This window comes from Lysinibacillus sp. LK3, assembly GCF_001043675.1.
GTDB lineage: Bacteria > Bacillota > Bacilli > Bacillales_A > Planococcaceae > Lysinibacillus > Lysinibacillus capsici.
Map to the genome: position 1 here is coordinate 131,699 of NZ_LDUJ01000013.1, position 19,362 is coordinate 151,060.

Consider the following 19,362-nt stretch of genomic DNA (forward strand, 5'->3'; position numbering starts at 1 on the left):
CCTGTTATCTATGTCATTTCCAACAAATTTCACCCATAGTGGTGAAATTTGTGCTTTTGTAGCGAACAGCAATTCGAAAGAGCTCTTTGTTTGTGTTAACGAAAAGACGTTGATAGAATGAAGGTAGTCACAAGAATTTCACAATTTGATGAGGATGAAGTATACAATATGGTACTTTACGATATAAAGAATTAAAGGAGCATATAACTTATGAGTCGAAAATACACTGTTCCTTATGAGGAGCTGGGAGCTGAAAAACTGTCAGAACTCATTCATGCGTTCTATAAAAGAGTTGCTCAGCATCCTGATCTTATTCCAATCTTTCCAAAGGATTTAACAGAAACAGCCCGTAAACAAATTCAATTTCAAACACAGTATTTAGGAGGGCCAAATCTTTTTACTGAGGAGCATGGTCATCCGATGATGCGTGCACGTCACATGAATTTTCCTATTACACCTGACCGCGCTCAAGCTTGGCTAGAGTGTATGTCAGAAGCAATGGATGAGGTAGGTTTGGAAGGGAAGTTCCGTGAGACTTATTATCAACGTTTAGTATTAACAGCTCATCACATGGTTAATACGCCAAATGACGATGAGGGGGAATTGTTACGTGAATAATATTCAAATGTTGCAAGAGCCAACGCCAACGATTTCTACTGCAAACAAGCCAATTGAATTGTATATTTTCGTAGATCCACTTTGCCCTGAAGCTTTCAGTATGCAAGCAACTCTTCGTAAATTACAGCTTGAATACAACCATTACTTCACATGGCGCTTTGTTTTAAGTACAGAACTTACTTCTTTAAATTGCTTAAGTAAACGTGTCAAAGGCTGTATTTCAGGAATCGAACTTGATATTAATCACCCTGTTTTACCTTCTATCGCTATTAAAGCAGCTGAATTACAGGGGAAACGTGCAGGTGCGCGTTATTTGTCGAAACTACAAGAATACGTATTATTAAGTCATCAAGATGTAAACTCCTATGCAACGCTTTTAAAAATAGCTGAGGATGTTCAACTCGATATGAATGAGTTTACTGTTGACTTTGGTTCAAAAGAGGCAGCACGTGCTTTCCAATGCGATTTATATATTAAACGCGAAATGGAAGTAGATGAAGTACCAAGTATCGTATTTTTCAATGAATGTATTGAAGATGAGGGACTAAAAGTTAGTGGTAGCTATTCCTATGAAGTTTATGAACATATTTTACAAGAAATGCTGAACGAACAGCTTGTCCGTCAGCCTTTACCATCAATAGAGGACTTATTTTCTAAATTCCATACTCTTTCTACAAATGAAATAGCTTTTATCTATTCATTAACAGAGCAAGCAGCAGAGCGTGAACTAAAGAAACGCATGCTGCAACAAAAGATCGAACGAATCCAGACTACTCACGCTACGTTATGGCGTCTTAAATAATAAAATAAACAAAAGGGACTCCAATCATCATGATGGAGTCCCTTTTTCAAGATAACGCAAAATACAAAGAAGCGCCTCTATCCTCGACCGATAGAGACGCTTCTTTTTCACAAAGGGGATGGGAGAAATGTTCACGTTCAAACAAAGGGGTGTATGTTTGTTTTGTGATTTATTTCACAAGAATTACTCTATCATGGAATAATATATTTAGCAATGAAACCAATACTAGATTCACAAATTTGTCAAATAGAAAGCGATTACAAACAGTATTTTTCCAAGATGCACACTTTTAAACTATTTAGAAATCAAAAAAAAACATTATTCTTTCCTTTTAATTTATGCTGTTAATAAAAATAATTGGGCTATAGGAACATTCCTATAGCCCAATTAATTAGTTATTTAACAATAATTTTTCTAATTCATTTAAACGTTCTTCAAATACTTTACATGCATCTTCAATTGGCTTAGCTACGTTCATATCAACGCCTGCTGCCTTTAATACCTCAATAGGGAAATCAGAGCATCCCGCTTTTAAGAAGTTATTAATATAACGTTCTACAGCTGGTGCACCCTCCTCTAAAATTTGTTTACTCAATGCTGTAGCGGCTGATTTACCAGTCGCATACTGATAAACATAGTAATTATAGTAGAAGTGTGGAATACGAGCCCATTCTAAGCCTATTTCCTCATCAACCACCATATCATCACCGAAGTACTTTTTGTTTAATTCATAGTAAACTTCTGTTAAACGATCTGCTGTCAAGGATTCACCGTTCTTATCCATCTGATGAATAAGGTGTTCGAACTCTGCAAACATTGTTTGTCTGAATACCGTACTTCTGAAGCCATCTAGCCAATGGTTTAATAAGTATATTTTTTGTTGTGGATCATCAATTGTTTTCAGTAAATAGTCATTTAATAACTCTTCATTGCAAGTAGAAGCGACCTCTGCCACAAAAATAGAGTAGTCTCCATAAACAAAAGGCTGGTTGTTACGTGAATAATAACTATGAACACTATGGCCAAATTCATGTGCTAATGTAAATAGATTGTTCACATTATCCTGCCAATTCATTAAAATATACGGATTCGTACCATAGGCGCCTGAAGAATAGGCTCCACTACGCTTCCCTTTATTCTCTAAAACATCGACCCAGCGGTTATCCAGTCCATTTTGAACGATGCTTTGATATTCCTCCCCTAATGGAGCTAAAGCCTTTACTAAAATATCTTTCGCTTCATCATAAGAGACCTTCATTTCCACCTCTTTAACTAGTGGCGCAAATAAATCCCACATATGCAATTCGTCTACACCCAATAATTTCTTACGCAACGAAATATAACGTTGCATAGCTGGTAAATGCTTATGAATTGTTTCCACCAGCTGATCATAGACATTTTCAGGAATGAAGTTATTAGACATGGCAGCGTGGCGTGCAGATTCATAATGACGAATTCGAGCACTTACATTATGCTTCTTTACATTACCAGTTAGCGTAGCCGAGAACGTATTTTTAAACTTGCCGTATGTTTCGTACATAGCCTTAAATGCGCCTTCACGTACAGAGCGATCCTTGCTCTCTAAAAACTTAATATAATTACCATGCGTAAGTTGTACTTCTTCTCCCTCTTCATTTTTCACATGAGGGAATACCATATCGGCATTGTTTAACATGCTGAATGTATTCGAAGCTGTACCTGTCACCTCAGACATTTGCGCTAGCAATGCCTCCTGTTCGGCTGGTAATACATGTGGACGTGCCATTGTAATTTCTTTTAAAGATTGCTTATATAGTTGTAGGTCTTGATTTTCTGTTAAGTAGCGTTCAATCGTTTCTTCACTTAATGACAGAATTTCTGGCGTTAAATAGGAAAGGCCAGCTGAGATACTCGTTGCCAATGTTTGAATACGGCTGTTCATATCTTGATAAAAGCTATTTGTAGTATCTTGATCATAGCGCATATGAGCGTATGTGTAGAGCTTCATTGCACGTTCATATATATGATCATGATACTGTAAAGCTGCTAATAATGCCTCTGCCCCATTATTTAAAGTACCTGCATAGCTAGGTGCTTGTTTAGCAAGCTCTGCAACCTCCTTCAATTCCTCTTCCCAAGCTGTATCTGTTGCAAAGATGTCTTCTAAGCGCCATGTTAATTCTTCTGGTACTTCTTTTCGAACCAAAACCTGATTACTGTTACTAGCCATATATGCCAGCCCCCTTTATATGTGCTTTTTTCCTTTTACTCTCATATTTTCTCAGTATATTGTGGCAATTGCAAATAAATGTACATAGACTTGCTCACAATTATCTAGTAAACCATCCTCATGATGCATACCCTTAAAAAGATACCCATAATTTTGAATAGCCCTGAGTGCTTGTTCGGTTACTTCGAGCTGATGCTTACATAAAAAATTTTCCATCTGCCCCTTTGTTAATTCAAATGGAAGACGTCCTAATTGTTTACTAAAATAAAACAGCATTATTTGCCACTCGCTCGTAAACAAAGGGATAGCTGCTCCTTCTTTCACTGGAATACCAATGTATGGTGGCAGAGCAGTAAGAGAAAGATTTAATTCATAGCAATTACGTAAAAATGGATCTTGTGCCCCCTTCTTGCTATGTAAAAGACGACTATGCGCAAATTGCCTACAAGTCTGTTTATAGAGCTGCCAATAGCGTTGAAATTCTTCTGGGGTAATACGTTGAGGTCTATAAAAAGGGAAATGTTGTAGATCGACCGAAATTTTCTGTACTTTACCTATGAAAGTATGCCCATGAACATGAAGAAGATTCGTCCAATAAACAAACTGGGCTGTCACCGGGTTGTACGTCAATAAATATGGTAAATCCGTTGTCGTTATAAACGCTTTTTGCAAGAGTGGAGAGATTCTAATTTTTCTGATGCCGTTGACAGCTTCTTTGCCTTGCGGAGTTTGAAAAAGCCAAATTGCTTGTATATCGTTTCTTTCATAGCCCATTGTTCGTTGGTACCATTTTTCATGAGAGATAGTACTACATTGAAATTCAACTGCAAACTGCTCCTTATCGAGTGTAACAAGCAAATCTGGGCGCTGAGAAAGCTCCTTTAAATATGGTTCTAGTTTCACCTGATGTCCATGCTTTTGGAGCCACTCATATAATTGCACTTTACCTTGTAAATGTATTTTAGATTCACCTTCTGCGAACAGCTGTGAACATTGATTTTTTGTGAAGTGAGCAAAGTGGGGAATATTATAGTTACCTATTTTCAATTGAACTTGTTCTAAACATTGAGGGCAATAAAATTTCATTTGCCGCCTATATCGCTGTAAAGCTTTCCTCGTATATTGATATGGGAGAAATAGTTGCTGTTGATTGTTATAGGCAATCAGCATAGTATCAGCTCCTTTTTAGCCAACTATAATAGAATGGATTTTCACTAACAAAAATAAAGCACCTTTTTCTTGAAATTTTAAAAATGAGCTCTTATTCAAGCTCTTTGATGCTGAAAACATAAAAAAGGACTGTAGCGAAACTCGATTCATTTACGAGTTTCACTACAGTCTAAAATAATTAGTGTTTCATTGCCTATGCAAAGTATTTTCGAACTGTTTCAAAGCAATTGAATTCCATAATCTTTTCACCGTACTCCTCTAGACGATGAATTGTAAAATTGGATGGTGTTAAAAATTCCTTGATAACTGCATTTCTATCATGACGATTTAAATCCTCATCTGCGTTTCCGAAATCAACAACTAGATAGTACCAATTTTCATATTTGAATAATGAGGAATCCACTAATTCGTCTGTCATTCGTTTTGCGACAGGGATTAACTCATCAATATCTTTAAATTTATAAACATAAATGTCTGTATCCATAAATAATTCTGACTCATCCATGTCACCAAATTGAGTTAGTTGGCTAAGAAGATCCTCTCCAACTTCATCGAATGGTGCAAACATATCTTTGTGTTCATCAAAATTCGAATGACCATCTAATGTTTCACCGTCTTTTAAAATATGTGCACGTGTGACAATGATTTCTAAGCCTACTTCAGATGCATTGATATGAATCCAAATCGGACCCTCTACATCAAAATAATCCTCCGTGTTTACTTCATCAATCATATCCCAAAAAAGTTGTTCACCTTTTGCTCGATTGTACCAAATTTCTTCACGACTATAGCCGCGATCCTCTATATCATTGTACGTAATAAAGAGCTTGAGTGTATTTTCATTTACACGTTCGATGTCCACTAGACCTCATCTCCCTTCACTGTCATATGTCGAAAAACAGTTTGTTTCATTAGTATGCTTTTATTCTTTGTTTTTAACCTTCATACTGCATTTGTTTTTCAACCTTTGACCACACTACAGTAAAACCATCGAGTAACCGTAAACATGAATTTTTGTGTTCACAGTTGTCTCTAACTCTATTGTATGCTGTTCTGTCATAAAATGAAAAGGATATAAACCGTTTCACAGAAGATATTTGAATTATTGAAATTGTAGTAAACTATTTAACTTAAATCAAGTTTAACATACTTTTACGGAAATATATGACTTTTCCCTATTAATTATTATACTTCATATAGAAGGTTTTACAGAAGTAAAACATAAAAAAAAGATGTCACAACATGTATTCCACATCTGTAACATCTATTACATATATTATTCAGAATAGAAAGGTTTAATTCACCATTCGTTGCGCTTCTTGTAATTGATATGCTCGAACTTTTCGAGGTAAGAAACGACGAATTTCATCTTCATTGTAGCCAACCTGCAGACGTTTTTCATCTAAAATGATTGGTCTACGTAGTAAGCCAGGATATTCCTGAATTAATTCATATAAACGTTGTAATGGTAAGCTTTCAACGTCCACATTTAATTTTTGGAATATTTTAGAACGAGTGGAAATGATTTCATCAGTTCCATCTTCTGTCATTCGTAAAATTTTTTTTATTTCACTTATGCTAAGCGGTTCAGAAAATATATTACGTTCTGTATATGGAATTTCGTGCTCCTCTAACCAAGCTTTTGCTTTACGACAAGAGGTACAACTTGGTGATGTAAATAGGGTTACGATCATTCTGACACATCCTTTCATTTAAAAATCATTATCTATAAACCAGAACCAATGTGTTAAATTAGAATTAATGTAATGTAAAATACACAGTACCATTATACAGTACTCAGCTGTATTTGAATATAGTTCCAATAAAAAAAATCTGAACCTATCCATAAATATTCTGTCTATTCATACAGCTTTCAAATATGATGTATTTTCTTCAAACTTATGTGCTACTACTACCATTCCCATTTTTAAAGCATTTTAAACATCTAAACAGATATCTCAGTTGTTCTCATTTAAGAAAAATAATCGAGAAAATTGTCAATCCCACGTGTACATCTAAACAATTTTTTAATAAAAAATTATAAATTTATAACAAAATTACATAACAAAAAAAGCATATAATTTTTTCTAGAAAAAAAACACCGTCAAAAGTCTGACTTTACACAAAGGAATCTTTATAATATAATTCTTTGCAATCAAATCAATTTGAACAATTTAAATTGAGAAAAACGCTGACGAAGAGTAGTACATATGCTAATTCACGTATAGAGAGTCTGTGGTTGCTGTAAACAGATCGTGGATGCATGTGGAATGGACTTCCGAGTTAGCTTTGTGAACGCTACTTGAAGCTATTAGCAAAGCTCGTCCCTTCACGTTACGAAGCTGAGTGGCCTTTTTAGGCAAGCTGGGTGGTACCGCGGATTCAAACATCATTCGTCCCTTCATTAGAAAAAATCTAATGAGGACGCATGATGTTTTTTTGTCTTCATTACCAAGTTGAAAGGTGAAGACAACACTGTGACATAAGTTACAGCAATTGAATTCGAGGAGGAATTTTTTATGACAACTATTTTTTCTGGCGTACAGCCTACAGGTATCGTAACATTAGGGAACTATTTAGGAGCATTCAAGCAGTTCCCGGCACTACAAGATGAAGGAAACGCTATTTATTGTATCGTTGATCAACATGCCATCACTGTTGCACAAGATCCTAAAGAATTACGAGAAAGTATTCGTAAGCTTGCTGCTACCTACATTGCTACTGGCATTGACCCTAAAAAATCGACATTATTTATTCAATCAGAGGTGCCAGCGCATGCTCAGGCAGGATGGATGTTACAATGTGTTGCGTCTATCGGTGAGCTAGAACGTATGACACAATTCAAAGATAAATCACATGGTAAGGAAAGCGTATCTGCTGCTCTTTTAACATATCCACCGCTAATGGCTGCAGACATTCTACTTTATAACACAAATATTGTCCCTGTCGGCGATGATCAGAAGCAGCATATTGAGCTAACTCGTGACCTTGCAGAACGCTTTAACAAACGCTTTGGCGATGTTTTAACAATTCCTGAAATTCAATTACCTAAAGCTGGCGCACGCATTAAATCCTTACAAGAGCCAACAAAGAAAATGAGTAAATCAGATCCAAATACGAAAGCGACAATTCGCTTATTAGATACTGCGAAAGACATTGAGAAAAAAATTAAATCAGCTGTAACTGACTCTGACGGCATCGTTGCATTTGATGTGGAAAATAAACCAGGTGTTTCAAATTTATTGACAATCGAATCAGCTATTTCAGGGGTAGCCGTTGAAGATTTAGTCAAAAAATATGAGGGAATTGGTTATGGTGGATTCAAGCAGGGTGTAGCAACAGCAGTAATTGAACACCTAACACCTATTCAAGAGAAATTCTATCATCTAGTAGAATCATCAGAATTAGATGTCATTCTAGATGAAGGTGCTGAAAAGGCGAATGCGATTGCTAGTGCTACATTAAAACGTATGGAAGATGCTATGGGTCTTGGTCGCGCACGTCGCTAAACTTACGGCTTGTCTGAGGATCGATCAAAACCCAAATCAAGCACAACTGCGCAGATGATGATACAGGCTCCTACCGCCATATAAAATTCTGTTGTTTGAAAAATAAATTTGAAAACAACCTTCCATGAATAACCTAGTGTGCGGTAATTTAAATACAATATGAGATTCCCTACAGAGAGGATCATTAAGCCATAACTTACTAAAAATAAAAAGAGACGAAACATAGTAATGGCATCCTTTCTATTTCTTCTTACTTATCATTTATTCACAAAACTATAAAAAAAGACGTCAGCCATTTAAATTTGGCTGACGTTTTTTTATGTTTATCTATTATGCTTCATATTTTTTGAATAGGAGACTTGCATTATGACCACCAAAACCAAGAGAATTACTCATTGCATATTGAATATTTGCTTCTCTTGCTTCGTTTGGAACATAATCTAAATCACATTCAGGATCAGGATCTTTTAAATTGATTGTAGGTGGTAAAATCCCTTCTTTAAGGGCTAATGCTGTGAAAATAGCTTCCACACCACCTGCTGCTCCTAATAAGTGACCCGTCATAGATTTTGTTGAGCTCATTGCAAGGTTATAAGCATGATCACCAAAAGCAGTTTTCACAGCTTGTGTTTCGAATAAATCGTTATATGGCGTACTTGTACCATGGGCATTAATATAATCAACTTGTGATGGCTCTACGCCACCATCTGTTAATGCTTGCGTCATCGCACGTGCTGCACCTTCACCCTCTGGAGCTGGAGCCGTAATGTGATGCGCATCCCCAGTTGCACCATAACCTAAAACTTCAGCATAGATTTTGGCACCACGAGCTTTTGCATGTTCATATTCTTCTAAAATGACAATACCCGCTCCTTCTCCGATAATAAAGCCATCTCGGTTTTTATCGAATGGGCGACATGCTGCTTGTGGATCTTGATTTAATGATAGTGCTGTATTGGCACAAAAACCTGCAACCGCCATTGTTACGATTGGTGATTCAGCACCACCAGAAATCATAACATCAGCATCTCCACGCTCAATTACTTTAAAGGCATCACCAATAGAGTTTGTGCCTGAAGCACATGCCGTTACAGAACAAGAATTTATCCCCTTTGCACCAAAGTGAATAGAGACTTGGCCCGATGCCATATCAGGAATCATCATTGGGATAAAGAAAGGACTAACACGTCTTGCGCCACGCTCTTGGAATGTTAAAAATTGTTGTTCATATGTTTCCATCCCACCGATACCAGAACCAATCCATACACCTGCACGTGGAGCTAGCTCTTCATCAATTGTTAGCTGTGCATCTTCCATTGCCATAATAGAAGCCGCTAATGCGTATTGTGTGAAGCGATCCATTTTACGTGCTTCTTTACGATCAATGTATTTTTCAATATCAAAGTCCTTTACTTCTGCTGCGATTTTTGCGGCAAAAAGATCTTTATTTAAACGTGTCAGCTCACCAATGCCAGATTTACCAGCTTTAATGTTTGCCCATGTTTCTTCGATGCTATTTCCTAGTGGTGTAACTGCGCCAATTCCTGTAATTACTACTCGTCTTTTACTCATTGTCTTACTCCCCTCAAGCATTTTTCCTACTTATTTTCCCCATCTCATGGCTACGGCACCCCATGTTAAGCCGCCACCAAAACCTACAAGGACTAATAAATCATCCTCTTTAATCTTACCTGCTTCGAGCTCATCTACCAAGGAAATACCAATAGATGCTGCTGAAGTATTTCCGTATTTATGAATCGTTTTTGACATTTTTTCTGGTGGTAGCTCTAAACGCTCACGTGCAGATTCCATAATACGTATATTTGCCTGATGTGGCACTAGGAAATCAACGTCTTCTTTTGTTAATCCCGCTTTCTCTAATACATTAACAGCCGATTCACCCATTTGTCGAACAGCAAATTTAAACACTTCACGACCATTCATCGCAATTGTATCTTGCTTCGTTAAATAAAGATTCTTTCCGCCTGTACCATCTGCACCAAGTTCAAAGGATAGAATACCTCTACCTTCAGAGACTTGCCCAATGATAGCTGCACTGGCACCATCGCCAAATAATACAGCTGTATTGCGATCTTCCCAATCAACGACTTTAGACAGCTTTTCAACACCTACTACTAAGACATATTTATAAGCATTTGCCTCAACAAAGTGCTTTGCTGTCACTAAACTATATATAAATCCTGCACATGCTGCTGCTTGATCCATTGCTGCAGCATTTACTGCTCCGATTTGTTCCTGAATCATACAAGCTACACTTGGAAAAGTTTGATCCTGTGTGACAGTTGCTACAAGAATTAAACCAATTTCCTCAGGCGTAATACCCGCATTTGCAATAGCTTCTTTTGCAGCAGCTACTGCCAAATCTGAAGTTTCCTGATCATCTGCCGCAAAATGACGTTCTTCAATGCCTGTTCGAGTACGAATCCATTCATCAGAAGTATCCATGATTTTTTCCAAATCAAAATTTGTAACGACCTTCTCAGGAACATATTTGCCTATTCCTATAATACCAGCGTTCATATAGCAACCCCTCAGCTTTCTTACTATCAATTATTAGTAACTGGTCATAATTATAACGCATATAAAAGGAATGACGCAAGATGATTTAAAATTTATGCGGCTGAGGGTAGTGTTCTTTGAATATAGAAGTGAAGAATTTTATGGAATGAGGTTATTCTGTTTAGAGCTTTATCTATCGTACTTTGTTGAGCTTGTTCATTATTTTTCAAAGCACCTTGCATCATGTATGAGCGGTGTTCTTCCCTTTTGGAGCACTTTTCACCCGCTTAGGAGCGCATTCCCCTATTTCAGAGCTGTTCCTAAATACTTTACATTACTAAACATAAAATACTAAATCTCATATTTGTTGTGACAAAATCGCCATGTTTCACATAAATGGTTCATTTTTTTTTGATTTATGTTATGATATGATAATGAATATGAGTAAAACCTTATGATGAAAAAAGTTCGGTTGAGGTGAAATTAATGCAATATATCGTAACGTTCATATGGTCATTCCTACTAGTTTCTATGTTAAACTACGTAGTCAGCTCTGTACTTGGTGTACCATTTGATTTCAAAACTGGGGCAATCGTTTCTGTTGTATTCTCCATCCTTATCTTTATTATTGGAGCAATCATTCCAAACGACCCTACACCAGAAGCTGCAGACCATCATTAATTCAGCTAGAAAAAACCTGTTCAGCTTCATGCCGAACAGGTTTTTTCTGTTATTTTTCCACAACACATTGACCCTCATGCATTTTCACATGCAACGTCTCCCCCGGTAAAACTTCTCCGCGTAATAGTTCTTTAGCAACGGCTGTTTCGATATGTCGCTGTACAAAGCGTTTTAGTGGTCTTGCTCCAAATTGGGCATCTGCACCTTGCTCTACTACCCAATCAATGACTTCTTGCTCCACAGATAAAGTAATTTCTTGCTCTGCGACACGTTTAATCAATTGCTCCACATACTTCCAGGCAATCGCAGTAAAATGTTTAGTAGATAATGCATGGAAGAAGATGATATCATCCATTCTGTTTAATAGCTCAGGTTTAAAATGTTGTCGTAGGGCTGACATGACTAAGTCCTCCACAGCCGCATCATTTTCCTTTGCCTCCATTAAATAACTTGATCCGATATTCGAAGTTAAAATGACTACTGTATTTGTAAAATTCACCATTCGTCCCTGACTATCTGTAATGCGCCCATCATCTAAAATTTGCAATAAAATGTTCGCCACATCAGGATGAGCTTTTTCAATCTCGTCTAGTAGCACCACAGAATAAGGATTTCGGCGAACTGCTTCCGTTAGTTGTCCACCTTCCTCATAGCCCACATAGCCTGGAGGAGCCCCAACAAGTCGAGACACACTATGTTTCTCCATGTATTCACTCATATCAATCCGAATAAAGTGATCTTCTGAATCAAATAACTGTGCAGCAAGTGCCTTGGCAAGTTCTGTTTTACCTACACCAGTTGGACCTAAAAATAAAAAGCTACCAATAGGTCGGTGTGGATCTTTGATACCTGCACGTGCACGCCATACCGCTTCTGTCACTAATTGAACTGCTGTATCTTGTCCAACCACACGTTCATGTAATGTATCCTTTAAACGTAATAATTTTTCACGCTCACCCTCTACTAATTTTGTTACAGGGATTCCTGTCCAACGTGAAACAATTGCTGCGATTTCATCTGCTGTTACCTCTTCACGTAAAATACGAGATTCTGCACCGTTCTCTAATTCCTTTTCAAGTACCTGAATGTCTTTTTCAAGTGTCGGAATTTTACCATGACGTAATTCAGCAGCTTTATTTAAATCATATTTACTTTCTGCCTCATCTAGATCACGACGATATTTATCCAATGTTTCACGTTTTTTCTGAATATCGTGTAGTTTTTCTTTTTCTGCTTCCCATTGTTGTCGCATGCCCTTAGATGACTCTTTTAACTTTGTTAATTCTTCGCGTAATTGCTCCAGACGTTTTTTACTTGCCTCGTCCTTTTCCTTACGCAATGCCTGTTCCTCAATTTCAAGCTGCATAATACGACGTGTGACTGCGTCTAATTCCTGTGGCATTGAATCAATTTCTGTACGAATCATTGCACAAGCCTCATCAATTAAATCAATGGCCTTATCAGGTAAAAATCGTTCTGTAATATAGCGATTGGATAGTTCTGCTGCCGCAACAATTGCTCTGTCATGAATACGTACTGCGTGATGTAATTCAAAGCGTTCCTTTAAACCACGTAAAATGGATACCGTATCCTCTATAGATGGCTCACGCACTAGTACTTGCTGGAATCGACGTTCTAAGGCAGGATCCTTTTCAATGTACATACGATATTCGTCTAAGGTAGTAGCACCAATACAGTGTAATTCACCACGTGCTAGCATAGGTTTTAGCATATTTCCTGCATCCATAGCGCCATCTGTTTTTCCTGCACCTACGATCGTATGAATTTCATCAATAAATAGAATGATTTGTCCTTCTGATTCTTTTACTTCTTTTAGCACACCTTTTAAGCGTTCTTCAAATTGTCCACGATAACTTGCACCAGCGATTAACGCACTCATATCCAGTTCATATAGCACACATTCTTTCAAGCCTTCTGGTACATCACCTTTAACAATACGCTGTGCTAAACCTTCCACAATTGCCGTTTTACCAACTCCTGGTTCACCGATTAATACAGGATTATTTTTCGTTTTACGTGTTAGAATACGAATTACATTTCGAATTTCTTCATCACGCCCGATAACAGGATCCATCTTGCCGTTTTTTACTTCTTCAATTAAATTGCGCCCAAATTGTTCTAATGGTTTTTTATTGTCTGTTTGTTGAAATTGCATAGCTAGCACTCCTTTTTTTCATATTTCTCATTATTTATATACCCATTCTTATTCATTAAAAAAGTTTGACCTTTTTTGACTAACTTTATTTTACATCACTCGACAATGCTTAGCAAAGAAATCGTCCTAAAATTTTTTCACTTATTATGGAAGTTTACGTTATAATAATGGTATGTTTCTATGTTTTAGTATCGAAATCCACTATCCTTTTGTAATAATCGCCATTTATTACAAAAAGAAAGCGATGTGTTGGAGATATGGTTTTAATGGATAATATGTTTGAAAAAATTAAAGAACTTTTTCAAAACCACGGTGTTTTTATCAAAGTGAATAAAGGAAATAAAATTTTTCTAGAGGGTGAACGGGCAAAAGAAATTTATTACATCCAATCAGGTGTTATTTCGATTAGCCAAGAATCCGAGACGGGTAAGGAATTAACCATTCGTATTTGTGGCCCTGACAGCATAATAGGAGAAGGTTCGTTATTTTGTAATCTCGTCTATAATTCAATGACTGCCAAAGTTTTAGAACCCTCTACGTTGTATGTTTTGAGTCGTAAATCTTTGGAGCATTTACTAGAAGAGCAGCCGACAGTTATGGTGGAATACATGAAGTGGCTACAAACAGAAAACTTAAAGCATCAGAGTCGTTTGCGCGATTTAGTGTTAAACGGTAAAAAAGGTGCTCTATTTTCAACGCTCATTCGGCTGTCCAATACGTATGGTAAACCTGTAGAAAATGACTCGATTTTTATTGATTTTCAGCTAACAAATACAGAAATTGCAAATCTGTGTGCGACAAGTCGGGAAATGATTAATCGTATGCTGAATGATTTAAAAAAACATGAGATTATCACTTTTGATAAAGGATTTATTACCATTCATGATTTACAATTTTTAAAAAATGAAATTGCCTGTGAAAATTGTCCATTACAAATATGCCGTATCGATTAGTTTCGTTACAAGCAAAAACCCTGCTTATTTTTCAATAAGCAGGGTTTTAAATAAGCCATTTTAACGTACGCCCAATGCCATTTTGGCATAGCGTGACATTTTATCTTTCGACCAAGGTGGATTCCATACAATATTAACATTTGTACTTTTCACTTCTGGAAGTTCACCTAACGCCGTATTCACTTGATCCACAATGACTGGACCAAGTGGGCAGCCCATAGATGTTAGTGTCATCGTAACAGTTGCAACACCTTCATCATCTAATTCCACATCATATACTAAACCTAAGTTGACAATATCAATGCCAAGCTCAGGATCAATTACGTTTTCTAAAGCACCTAACATGCTATCTTTCATATCCTGATCCATTCGTATTTCTCCTTCCATCATAGTGTTAACCTTATCATAGCAGATGCACCCTGTTATGCCAAATGCTGTGCAAGCCATGCTGTAGCTGCTAGCATCCCGTCACGTGGTACTGCATGTCCAGCCCTTTTGTTAACCATGAACTTTAAATATTCAGGGTTTGCTTCATAGTATTCCCGTAATGTTTCATAAAATTTATACGTTTCATGAAAAGGAACTGTTTTATCTAATTCTCCATGCCAAAAGAATACAGGGCGGCCCGCGAATTTTTCTGGTGTTAAACTGACATCATATTTAGCAAGGGCTTCATTAATTTTTTCAACGTCTTCCTCTGACATCGGCCAGTTAACTCCGCTTTTAGCAAATTGTTGCAATTGGTATTCACCCAATTTTATAAAACCAGGTGCACCCATGCATATTGCAGCTGTTTGTATCCAATCATAAAGTTTCAGACAGCCTGATGTCACGATGCCACCCATTGAAGTGCCTCCTATGCCAATTTTATGACTAGCTAATAAATTTTTATTCTTTAATACATCATATAATTGTTGTACTTCATGAATAGAATTTAAAACAATGTCCCAAAAATTTAAATTCATTTGCATTTCTGTTAGGCCTTCGCTACGCTCACCATGAAATTTTGCATCTGGCAATAGGACACGCACCCCTTTATGCACCAATTGGTATGCATAGTGTAAGTTATGTTCTTTTGCACTCATAAAGCCATGCAAAAAAATGACTACCGGGGTTTCTTCATTCATATTGTCTGTATGTATATGTAATAAAGGAATATTTCCCCACACTTCTTTTTCTACAAACATTATTGTCACTCCCAACTATTCTCTCATCTTTATGTTAGCAAACTTTTTTCACTGTGACAAAATTTTGACGAATGTAAGACAAAGAGATACTATTCAAACTATAGGAAAGGGGCAACGAGCTATGAAACCGCATTTAATCGTATTAGACTTAGATGGAACTTTATTAACAGATCAACAGCAAATTTCTGCAAAAACGAAAAAAACATTATTGCAGGCTAAGGAACAAGGGCATCAAGTGATGATTGCGACAGGACGTCCTTACCGAGCAAGTACTATTTATTATCAAGAACTTGGGCTCACTACACCCATTGTTAATTTTAATGGCGCATATGTGCATCATCCTAAAAATGTCTCTTGGCAACATATGCACACACCAATTGATTTAAGTGTCGTACATGATGTCGTTGATTCTATTAACAGTTATGAATACGAAAATATTATCGCTGAGGTAAAAGATGAAGTTTATGTTCACACAGAGGACGATCGTATCTTAAATATCTTTAATATGGGTAACCCAAAAATTACACTTGGCGATTTATACACACACCTCTTGGAAAATCCTACAAGTTTGCTGATTCAGGCAAATGAAGCCAATTCGGTTATTATACGTGATCATTTACAGGCAGTGCATGCTGAAGTCATCGAGCATCGTCGCTGGGGCGCGCCACTTCATATTATTGAAATTGTGCGTCGCGGCTTAAATAAAGCTGTGGGTATTGCACATGTCGCAAAAGATTTAGGTATTCCTCGTGAGCGCATCATCGCATTTGGTGATGAAGACAATGATTTAGAAATGATCGAATATGCTGGACTTGGTGTAGCGATGGGGAACGGTATTTCAAGTCTTAAAAACATTGCCAATGAAATTACGACAACGAATAATGATGATGGAATTGCAAAAATACTCATTGAACGCTTGAAATTATCATAGTTAAGTAGTAAGTTCAAGTTAACATTCCATTTTTACCAGTTTAACTTTATTCAGTGGTACCCCTTCCATTTATCTAAAGTGAGTATCTACTGAATAAAGTTAAAAAGCTTTAAAAGTAAGTTGAAATTAGGGGGACAAGAGAATGAAGATTTTTACGGATAGTGGATGTGATCTACCAAAATCTTACTATGAAGAAAAAGATGTCGTGCTACTCCCTTTACGAGTGCAATTGAACAACAAAGAATATGAAGATGTGATTTCAATTGATTCCAAAGAGATCTATGATGCAATACGCCAAGGTGCTCAGCCAAAAACATCACAAGTGTCACCTGAGCTCTTTTTGAAGCATTTTGAGGAGCTAGCCAAAAATGATGAAGAAGGTATTTATATCGCTTTTTCATCAGAATTATCAGGCACATATAGTACCGCTCAAATGATTCGCAATCAGGTACTTGAGCAGTATCCTTCCTTAAAACTAGTCATTATCGACTCTAAATGCGCATCACTAGGACATGGCCTTGTCGTGGAAGAAGCTGTACGACTGCGAAATATAGGAGTATCCTTAGAAGACATGGCCTCTAAAATAAATACCCTTGCACCTCAGGTCGAGCATTTATTTACAGTAGAAGACTTAGATTACCTTGCAAAAGGTGGTCGTGTATCAAAAGCTAGTGCATTTTTAGGTGGCCTTCTTAGTATTAAGCCTATTTTAAATGTAGAAGATGGCAAACTTGTACCGATTGAAAAGTCACGCGGTCGAAAAAAAGCACTTAATCGTATGTTAGATTTAATGCAGGAGCGTGGTGGCAGCTTTACAAATAAAATCGTAGGTATTAGCCATAGTGACGACGCTGCCTTTGCGAATGAAGCAAAAGCCTCTATTCAGGAGCGTTTTTCACCTCAAGCTGTGCAAATTACCATGATAGGTTCCGCGATCGGCTCACATGTCGGACCTGGGACTATTGCAATTTTCTTCACAAATAAAAGCTTTGAAGGCTAATAAAAAGCATGCTAGGATGGTTCCTGGCATGCTTTTTTGTCGTGTTATTATTATTGGACGTCTTGCTCCTGACGACGAACTTTCCCTCGTTTAATGATGATGACAACAAAGCCAATAAAGATCACCCATACTAAGCCAAGAGCCACCATATAAGGAGTGTTTAAGCCTTCATCATTGCGAACTTGATAAATTTCAACCATTTCTCTGTCTAAAATAACAGGATAGACTTCTTTTTCATTTAAGCGAACTTTTTCCTCATGTAAAATACCGTTCAGCATTTTCCCTTCACCAAGTTGTTCAGGTGTTAAGTCGACGCGTTGTGTTTTACCAGTATTATTAACCATGATTACCCACTTTTCTTCGTCAGAAGAACGTGTAAAGACAAGAAGGCCATTTTCATTTGTAATGACTTCAAAATCGCCATTACGTAAAGTAGCTGATTGATTACGTAAAGATTGAACATTTTTAATATAATCAATCAGTTCTTCGTCTGTTTTAAAGTTATAAAGCTGGTGTGTATCTGGTTTTGCTTCCCCATTCATAGCAATTTCTGTCCCGTATTGTACGACAGGAATTCCTGGTAGCATAAATAAAGCACCCATCGCCATTTTTAAGCGGGTAGGTGGGAACATATTTTCATTAGCAGAGTCAAATGTAAAACGATGAGTTTCAAGTGAATCCACCATAATTTGTGTCGGTTTTTCTCCTGCGAAGGGTTCCATTAATTTAGAAGAATCCATATCCACGTTTTTAAATATATTACGATAGATATCTGCCGTTACAGGTGAGAAAGTTGCATCAAAGTCAGCATCGCTTTCTTCATTTGCTATCACATAAAGTGATGTTTTTGTCTCTTTTAATGCAGCTATTACTGCATTGATAAACGCTGTATCAGCCCCTGCGATATTTGTTAAACGAATACCACCGATGTCATATGTAGAAACAAATTCAGTTACTGCTTGAATAAGTGCTTCTTGCACATCCTTATTCGATAAATCCCACTGTACTTGTCCATTATTGGTAGATGCAATCCAATCCGCTTTCGATGCATCCTTTGCCCACTCATGATTTGGACTCACATTTGTAAGTGGAAAATCCACCATAATGGACATATTTTTAGCTTTGTAGGCCTCTACAGTACTTTGGAATTCTTCCGTTGTTCCAAAATGACGTTCTATTGTAGTATAGCTTGTGGGCATTGATCCATCATACTTCTCTGTAGAAAAAATAGGCCCAATGGAAACAATTGTATAGCCCATCTCACCGATAAATTTCAGTTTATCCTGTAAACCTGTAAAATCGCCCCCCGCAAATTTCGAAGGGTCCTGCGTATTTGTATCAAAATCGTTTGTGCCCGAGCCATTAAAGAAACGGTCAACGATTAAATCATAGATGCTTTCTTCTGCTATTGTTCTAGTCGCTGATTCATCCGCATGTGCTACTGGTATAGTACTTACTAATGAAGTTGCTAATAAAAGTGATGCAGCCGTCGCACTTATCCACTTCTTAAATTTCACTGTTATTCCCTCTCTTTCAAACCAATCAACGTCATTTTACCAAATAACTCTGTCACGTCGCTATCTTTTCCAAAGATTTTGCGTAAAAG

General features: G+C 37.1%; 18 protein-coding genes and 1 other annotated feature. Of the genes, 7 read left to right on the forward strand and 11 right to left on the reverse strand.

The genetic code is table 11. From position 1 onward, the window contains the following. Positions 1-210: 210 nt before the first annotated feature. Together VK91_RS07550 and VK91_RS07555 are read left to right on the forward strand one after the other, a co-directional pair. Positions 211-618: a hemoglobin gene (locus tag VK91_RS07550; RefSeq protein ID WP_004227447.1), complete on the forward strand. Its 408-nt coding sequence runs from the start codon at positions 211-213 to the stop codon at positions 616-618. After that, positions 611-1,420: a DsbA family protein gene (locus tag VK91_RS07555; RefSeq protein WP_004227450.1), complete on the forward strand. Its 810-nt coding sequence runs from the start codon at positions 611-613 to the stop codon at positions 1,418-1,420. The genes VK91_RS07550 and VK91_RS07555 overlap by 8 nt, the downstream gene beginning before the upstream one ends. Before the next feature lie 391 nt (positions 1,421-1,811). Here VK91_RS07555 and pepF read toward each other — a convergent pair whose 3' ends face one another. From pepF to spxA, 4 genes are all read right to left on the reverse strand, one after another. Further along, positions 1,812-3,629: an oligoendopeptidase F gene (gene pepF / locus VK91_RS07560; protein WP_048392028.1), complete on the reverse strand. Its 1,818-nt coding sequence runs from the start codon at positions 3,627-3,629 to the stop codon at positions 1,812-1,814. 51 nt (positions 3,630-3,680) lie between these two features. Further along, positions 3,681-4,799 (reverse strand): competence protein CoiA, encoded by a 1,119-nt coding sequence (locus VK91_RS07565; RefSeq protein WP_048392029.1) that lies wholly within the window; start codon positions 4,797-4,799, stop codon positions 3,681-3,683. A 193-nt stretch (positions 4,800-4,992) separates the two neighbouring features. Further along, complete coding sequence (gene mecA / locus VK91_RS07570) at positions 4,993-5,661, reverse strand: adaptor protein MecA (RefSeq protein WP_004227456.1); 669 nt, start codon at positions 5,659-5,661, stop codon at positions 4,993-4,995. Positions 5,662-6,094: 433 nt separating this feature from the next. Next, a complete protein-coding gene (gene spxA / locus VK91_RS07575; protein ID WP_025116803.1) occupies positions 6,095-6,490 on the reverse strand; it encodes a transcriptional regulator SpxA in 396 nt (131 codons plus the stop codon). Positions 6,491-6,981: 491 nt separating this feature from the next. Further along, positions 6,982-7,203: a binding site (T-box leader), on the forward strand. Positions 7,204-7,318: 115 nt separating this feature from the next. Between spxA and trpS the strand changes: the two genes are divergently transcribed. Beyond that, positions 7,319-8,308 carry a tryptophan--tRNA ligase gene (trpS, locus tag VK91_RS07580; protein WP_048392030.1) on the forward strand — a complete coding sequence of 330 codons (990 nt, stop codon included), beginning with the start codon at positions 7,319-7,321 and terminating at the stop codon, positions 8,306-8,308. Positions 8,309-8,310: 2 nt separating this feature from the next. Here trpS and VK91_RS07585 read toward each other — a convergent pair whose 3' ends face one another. The 3 genes from VK91_RS07585 to VK91_RS07595 form a co-directional block, all read right to left on the reverse strand. Then, complete coding sequence (locus VK91_RS07585) at positions 8,311-8,532, reverse strand: hypothetical protein (protein ID WP_016994330.1); 222 nt, start codon at positions 8,530-8,532, stop codon at positions 8,311-8,313. A 106-nt stretch (positions 8,533-8,638) separates the two neighbouring features. Continuing rightward, positions 8,639-9,880: a beta-ketoacyl-ACP synthase II gene (gene fabF / locus VK91_RS07590; protein WP_048392031.1), complete on the reverse strand. Its 1,242-nt coding sequence runs from the start codon at positions 9,878-9,880 to the stop codon at positions 8,639-8,641. A 30-nt stretch (positions 9,881-9,910) separates the two neighbouring features. Next, the gene (locus VK91_RS07595; protein WP_048392032.1) at positions 9,911-10,849 is read right to left on the reverse strand and encodes a beta-ketoacyl-ACP synthase III; all 939 of its coding nucleotides are present in this window, start codon (positions 10,847-10,849) and stop codon (positions 9,911-9,913) included. 465 nt (positions 10,850-11,314) lie between these two features. Here VK91_RS07595 and VK91_RS07600 point away from each other — a divergent pair, with 465 nt between their 5' ends. After that, complete coding sequence (locus VK91_RS07600) at positions 11,315-11,509, forward strand: YjzD family protein (RefSeq protein ID WP_004227469.1); 195 nt, start codon at positions 11,315-11,317, stop codon at positions 11,507-11,509. Positions 11,510-11,558: 49 nt separating this feature from the next. On the opposite strand, the gene VK91_RS07605 is transcribed toward VK91_RS07600, so the two are convergent. Then, positions 11,559-13,685: an ATP-dependent Clp protease ATP-binding subunit gene (locus VK91_RS07605; RefSeq protein WP_082148127.1), complete on the reverse strand. Its 2,127-nt coding sequence runs from the start codon at positions 13,683-13,685 to the stop codon at positions 11,559-11,561. Positions 13,686-13,951: 266 nt separating this feature from the next. Between VK91_RS07605 and VK91_RS07610 the strand changes: the two genes are divergently transcribed. Next, a complete protein-coding gene (locus VK91_RS07610) occupies positions 13,952-14,638 on the forward strand; it encodes a Crp/Fnr family transcriptional regulator (RefSeq protein WP_048392033.1) in 687 nt (228 codons plus the stop codon). Between the two features lie 60 nt (positions 14,639-14,698). On the opposite strand, the gene VK91_RS07615 is transcribed toward VK91_RS07610, so the two are convergent. Together VK91_RS07615 and VK91_RS07620 are read right to left on the reverse strand one after the other, a co-directional pair. Continuing rightward, entirely contained in the window at positions 14,699-15,007 is a 309-nt protein-coding gene (locus tag VK91_RS07615; RefSeq protein ID WP_004227477.1) for a metal-sulfur cluster assembly factor, read from the reverse strand. 53 nt (positions 15,008-15,060) lie between these two features. Continuing rightward, positions 15,061-15,825, reverse strand: coding sequence for a prolyl oligopeptidase family serine peptidase (locus VK91_RS07620; protein WP_048392034.1), 765 nt, complete (start codon positions 15,823-15,825; stop codon positions 15,061-15,063). Between the two features lie 121 nt (positions 15,826-15,946). Here VK91_RS07620 and VK91_RS07625 point away from each other — a divergent pair, with 121 nt between their 5' ends. Next, a complete protein-coding gene (locus VK91_RS07625; RefSeq protein ID WP_048392035.1) occupies positions 15,947-16,756 on the forward strand; it encodes a Cof-type HAD-IIB family hydrolase in 810 nt (269 codons plus the stop codon). A gap of 142 nt (positions 16,757-16,898) precedes the next feature. Beyond that, a complete protein-coding gene (locus tag VK91_RS07630; RefSeq protein WP_048392036.1) occupies positions 16,899-17,756 on the forward strand; it encodes a DegV family protein in 858 nt (285 codons plus the stop codon). A gap of 50 nt (positions 17,757-17,806) precedes the next feature. Here the strand turns inward: VK91_RS07630 and VK91_RS07635 are convergent, their stop codons facing one another. After that, positions 17,807-19,273: an alpha-amylase family glycosyl hydrolase gene (locus VK91_RS07635; protein WP_048392037.1), complete on the reverse strand. Its 1,467-nt coding sequence runs from the start codon at positions 19,271-19,273 to the stop codon at positions 17,807-17,809. Positions 19,274-19,362 lie beyond the last annotated feature (89 nt).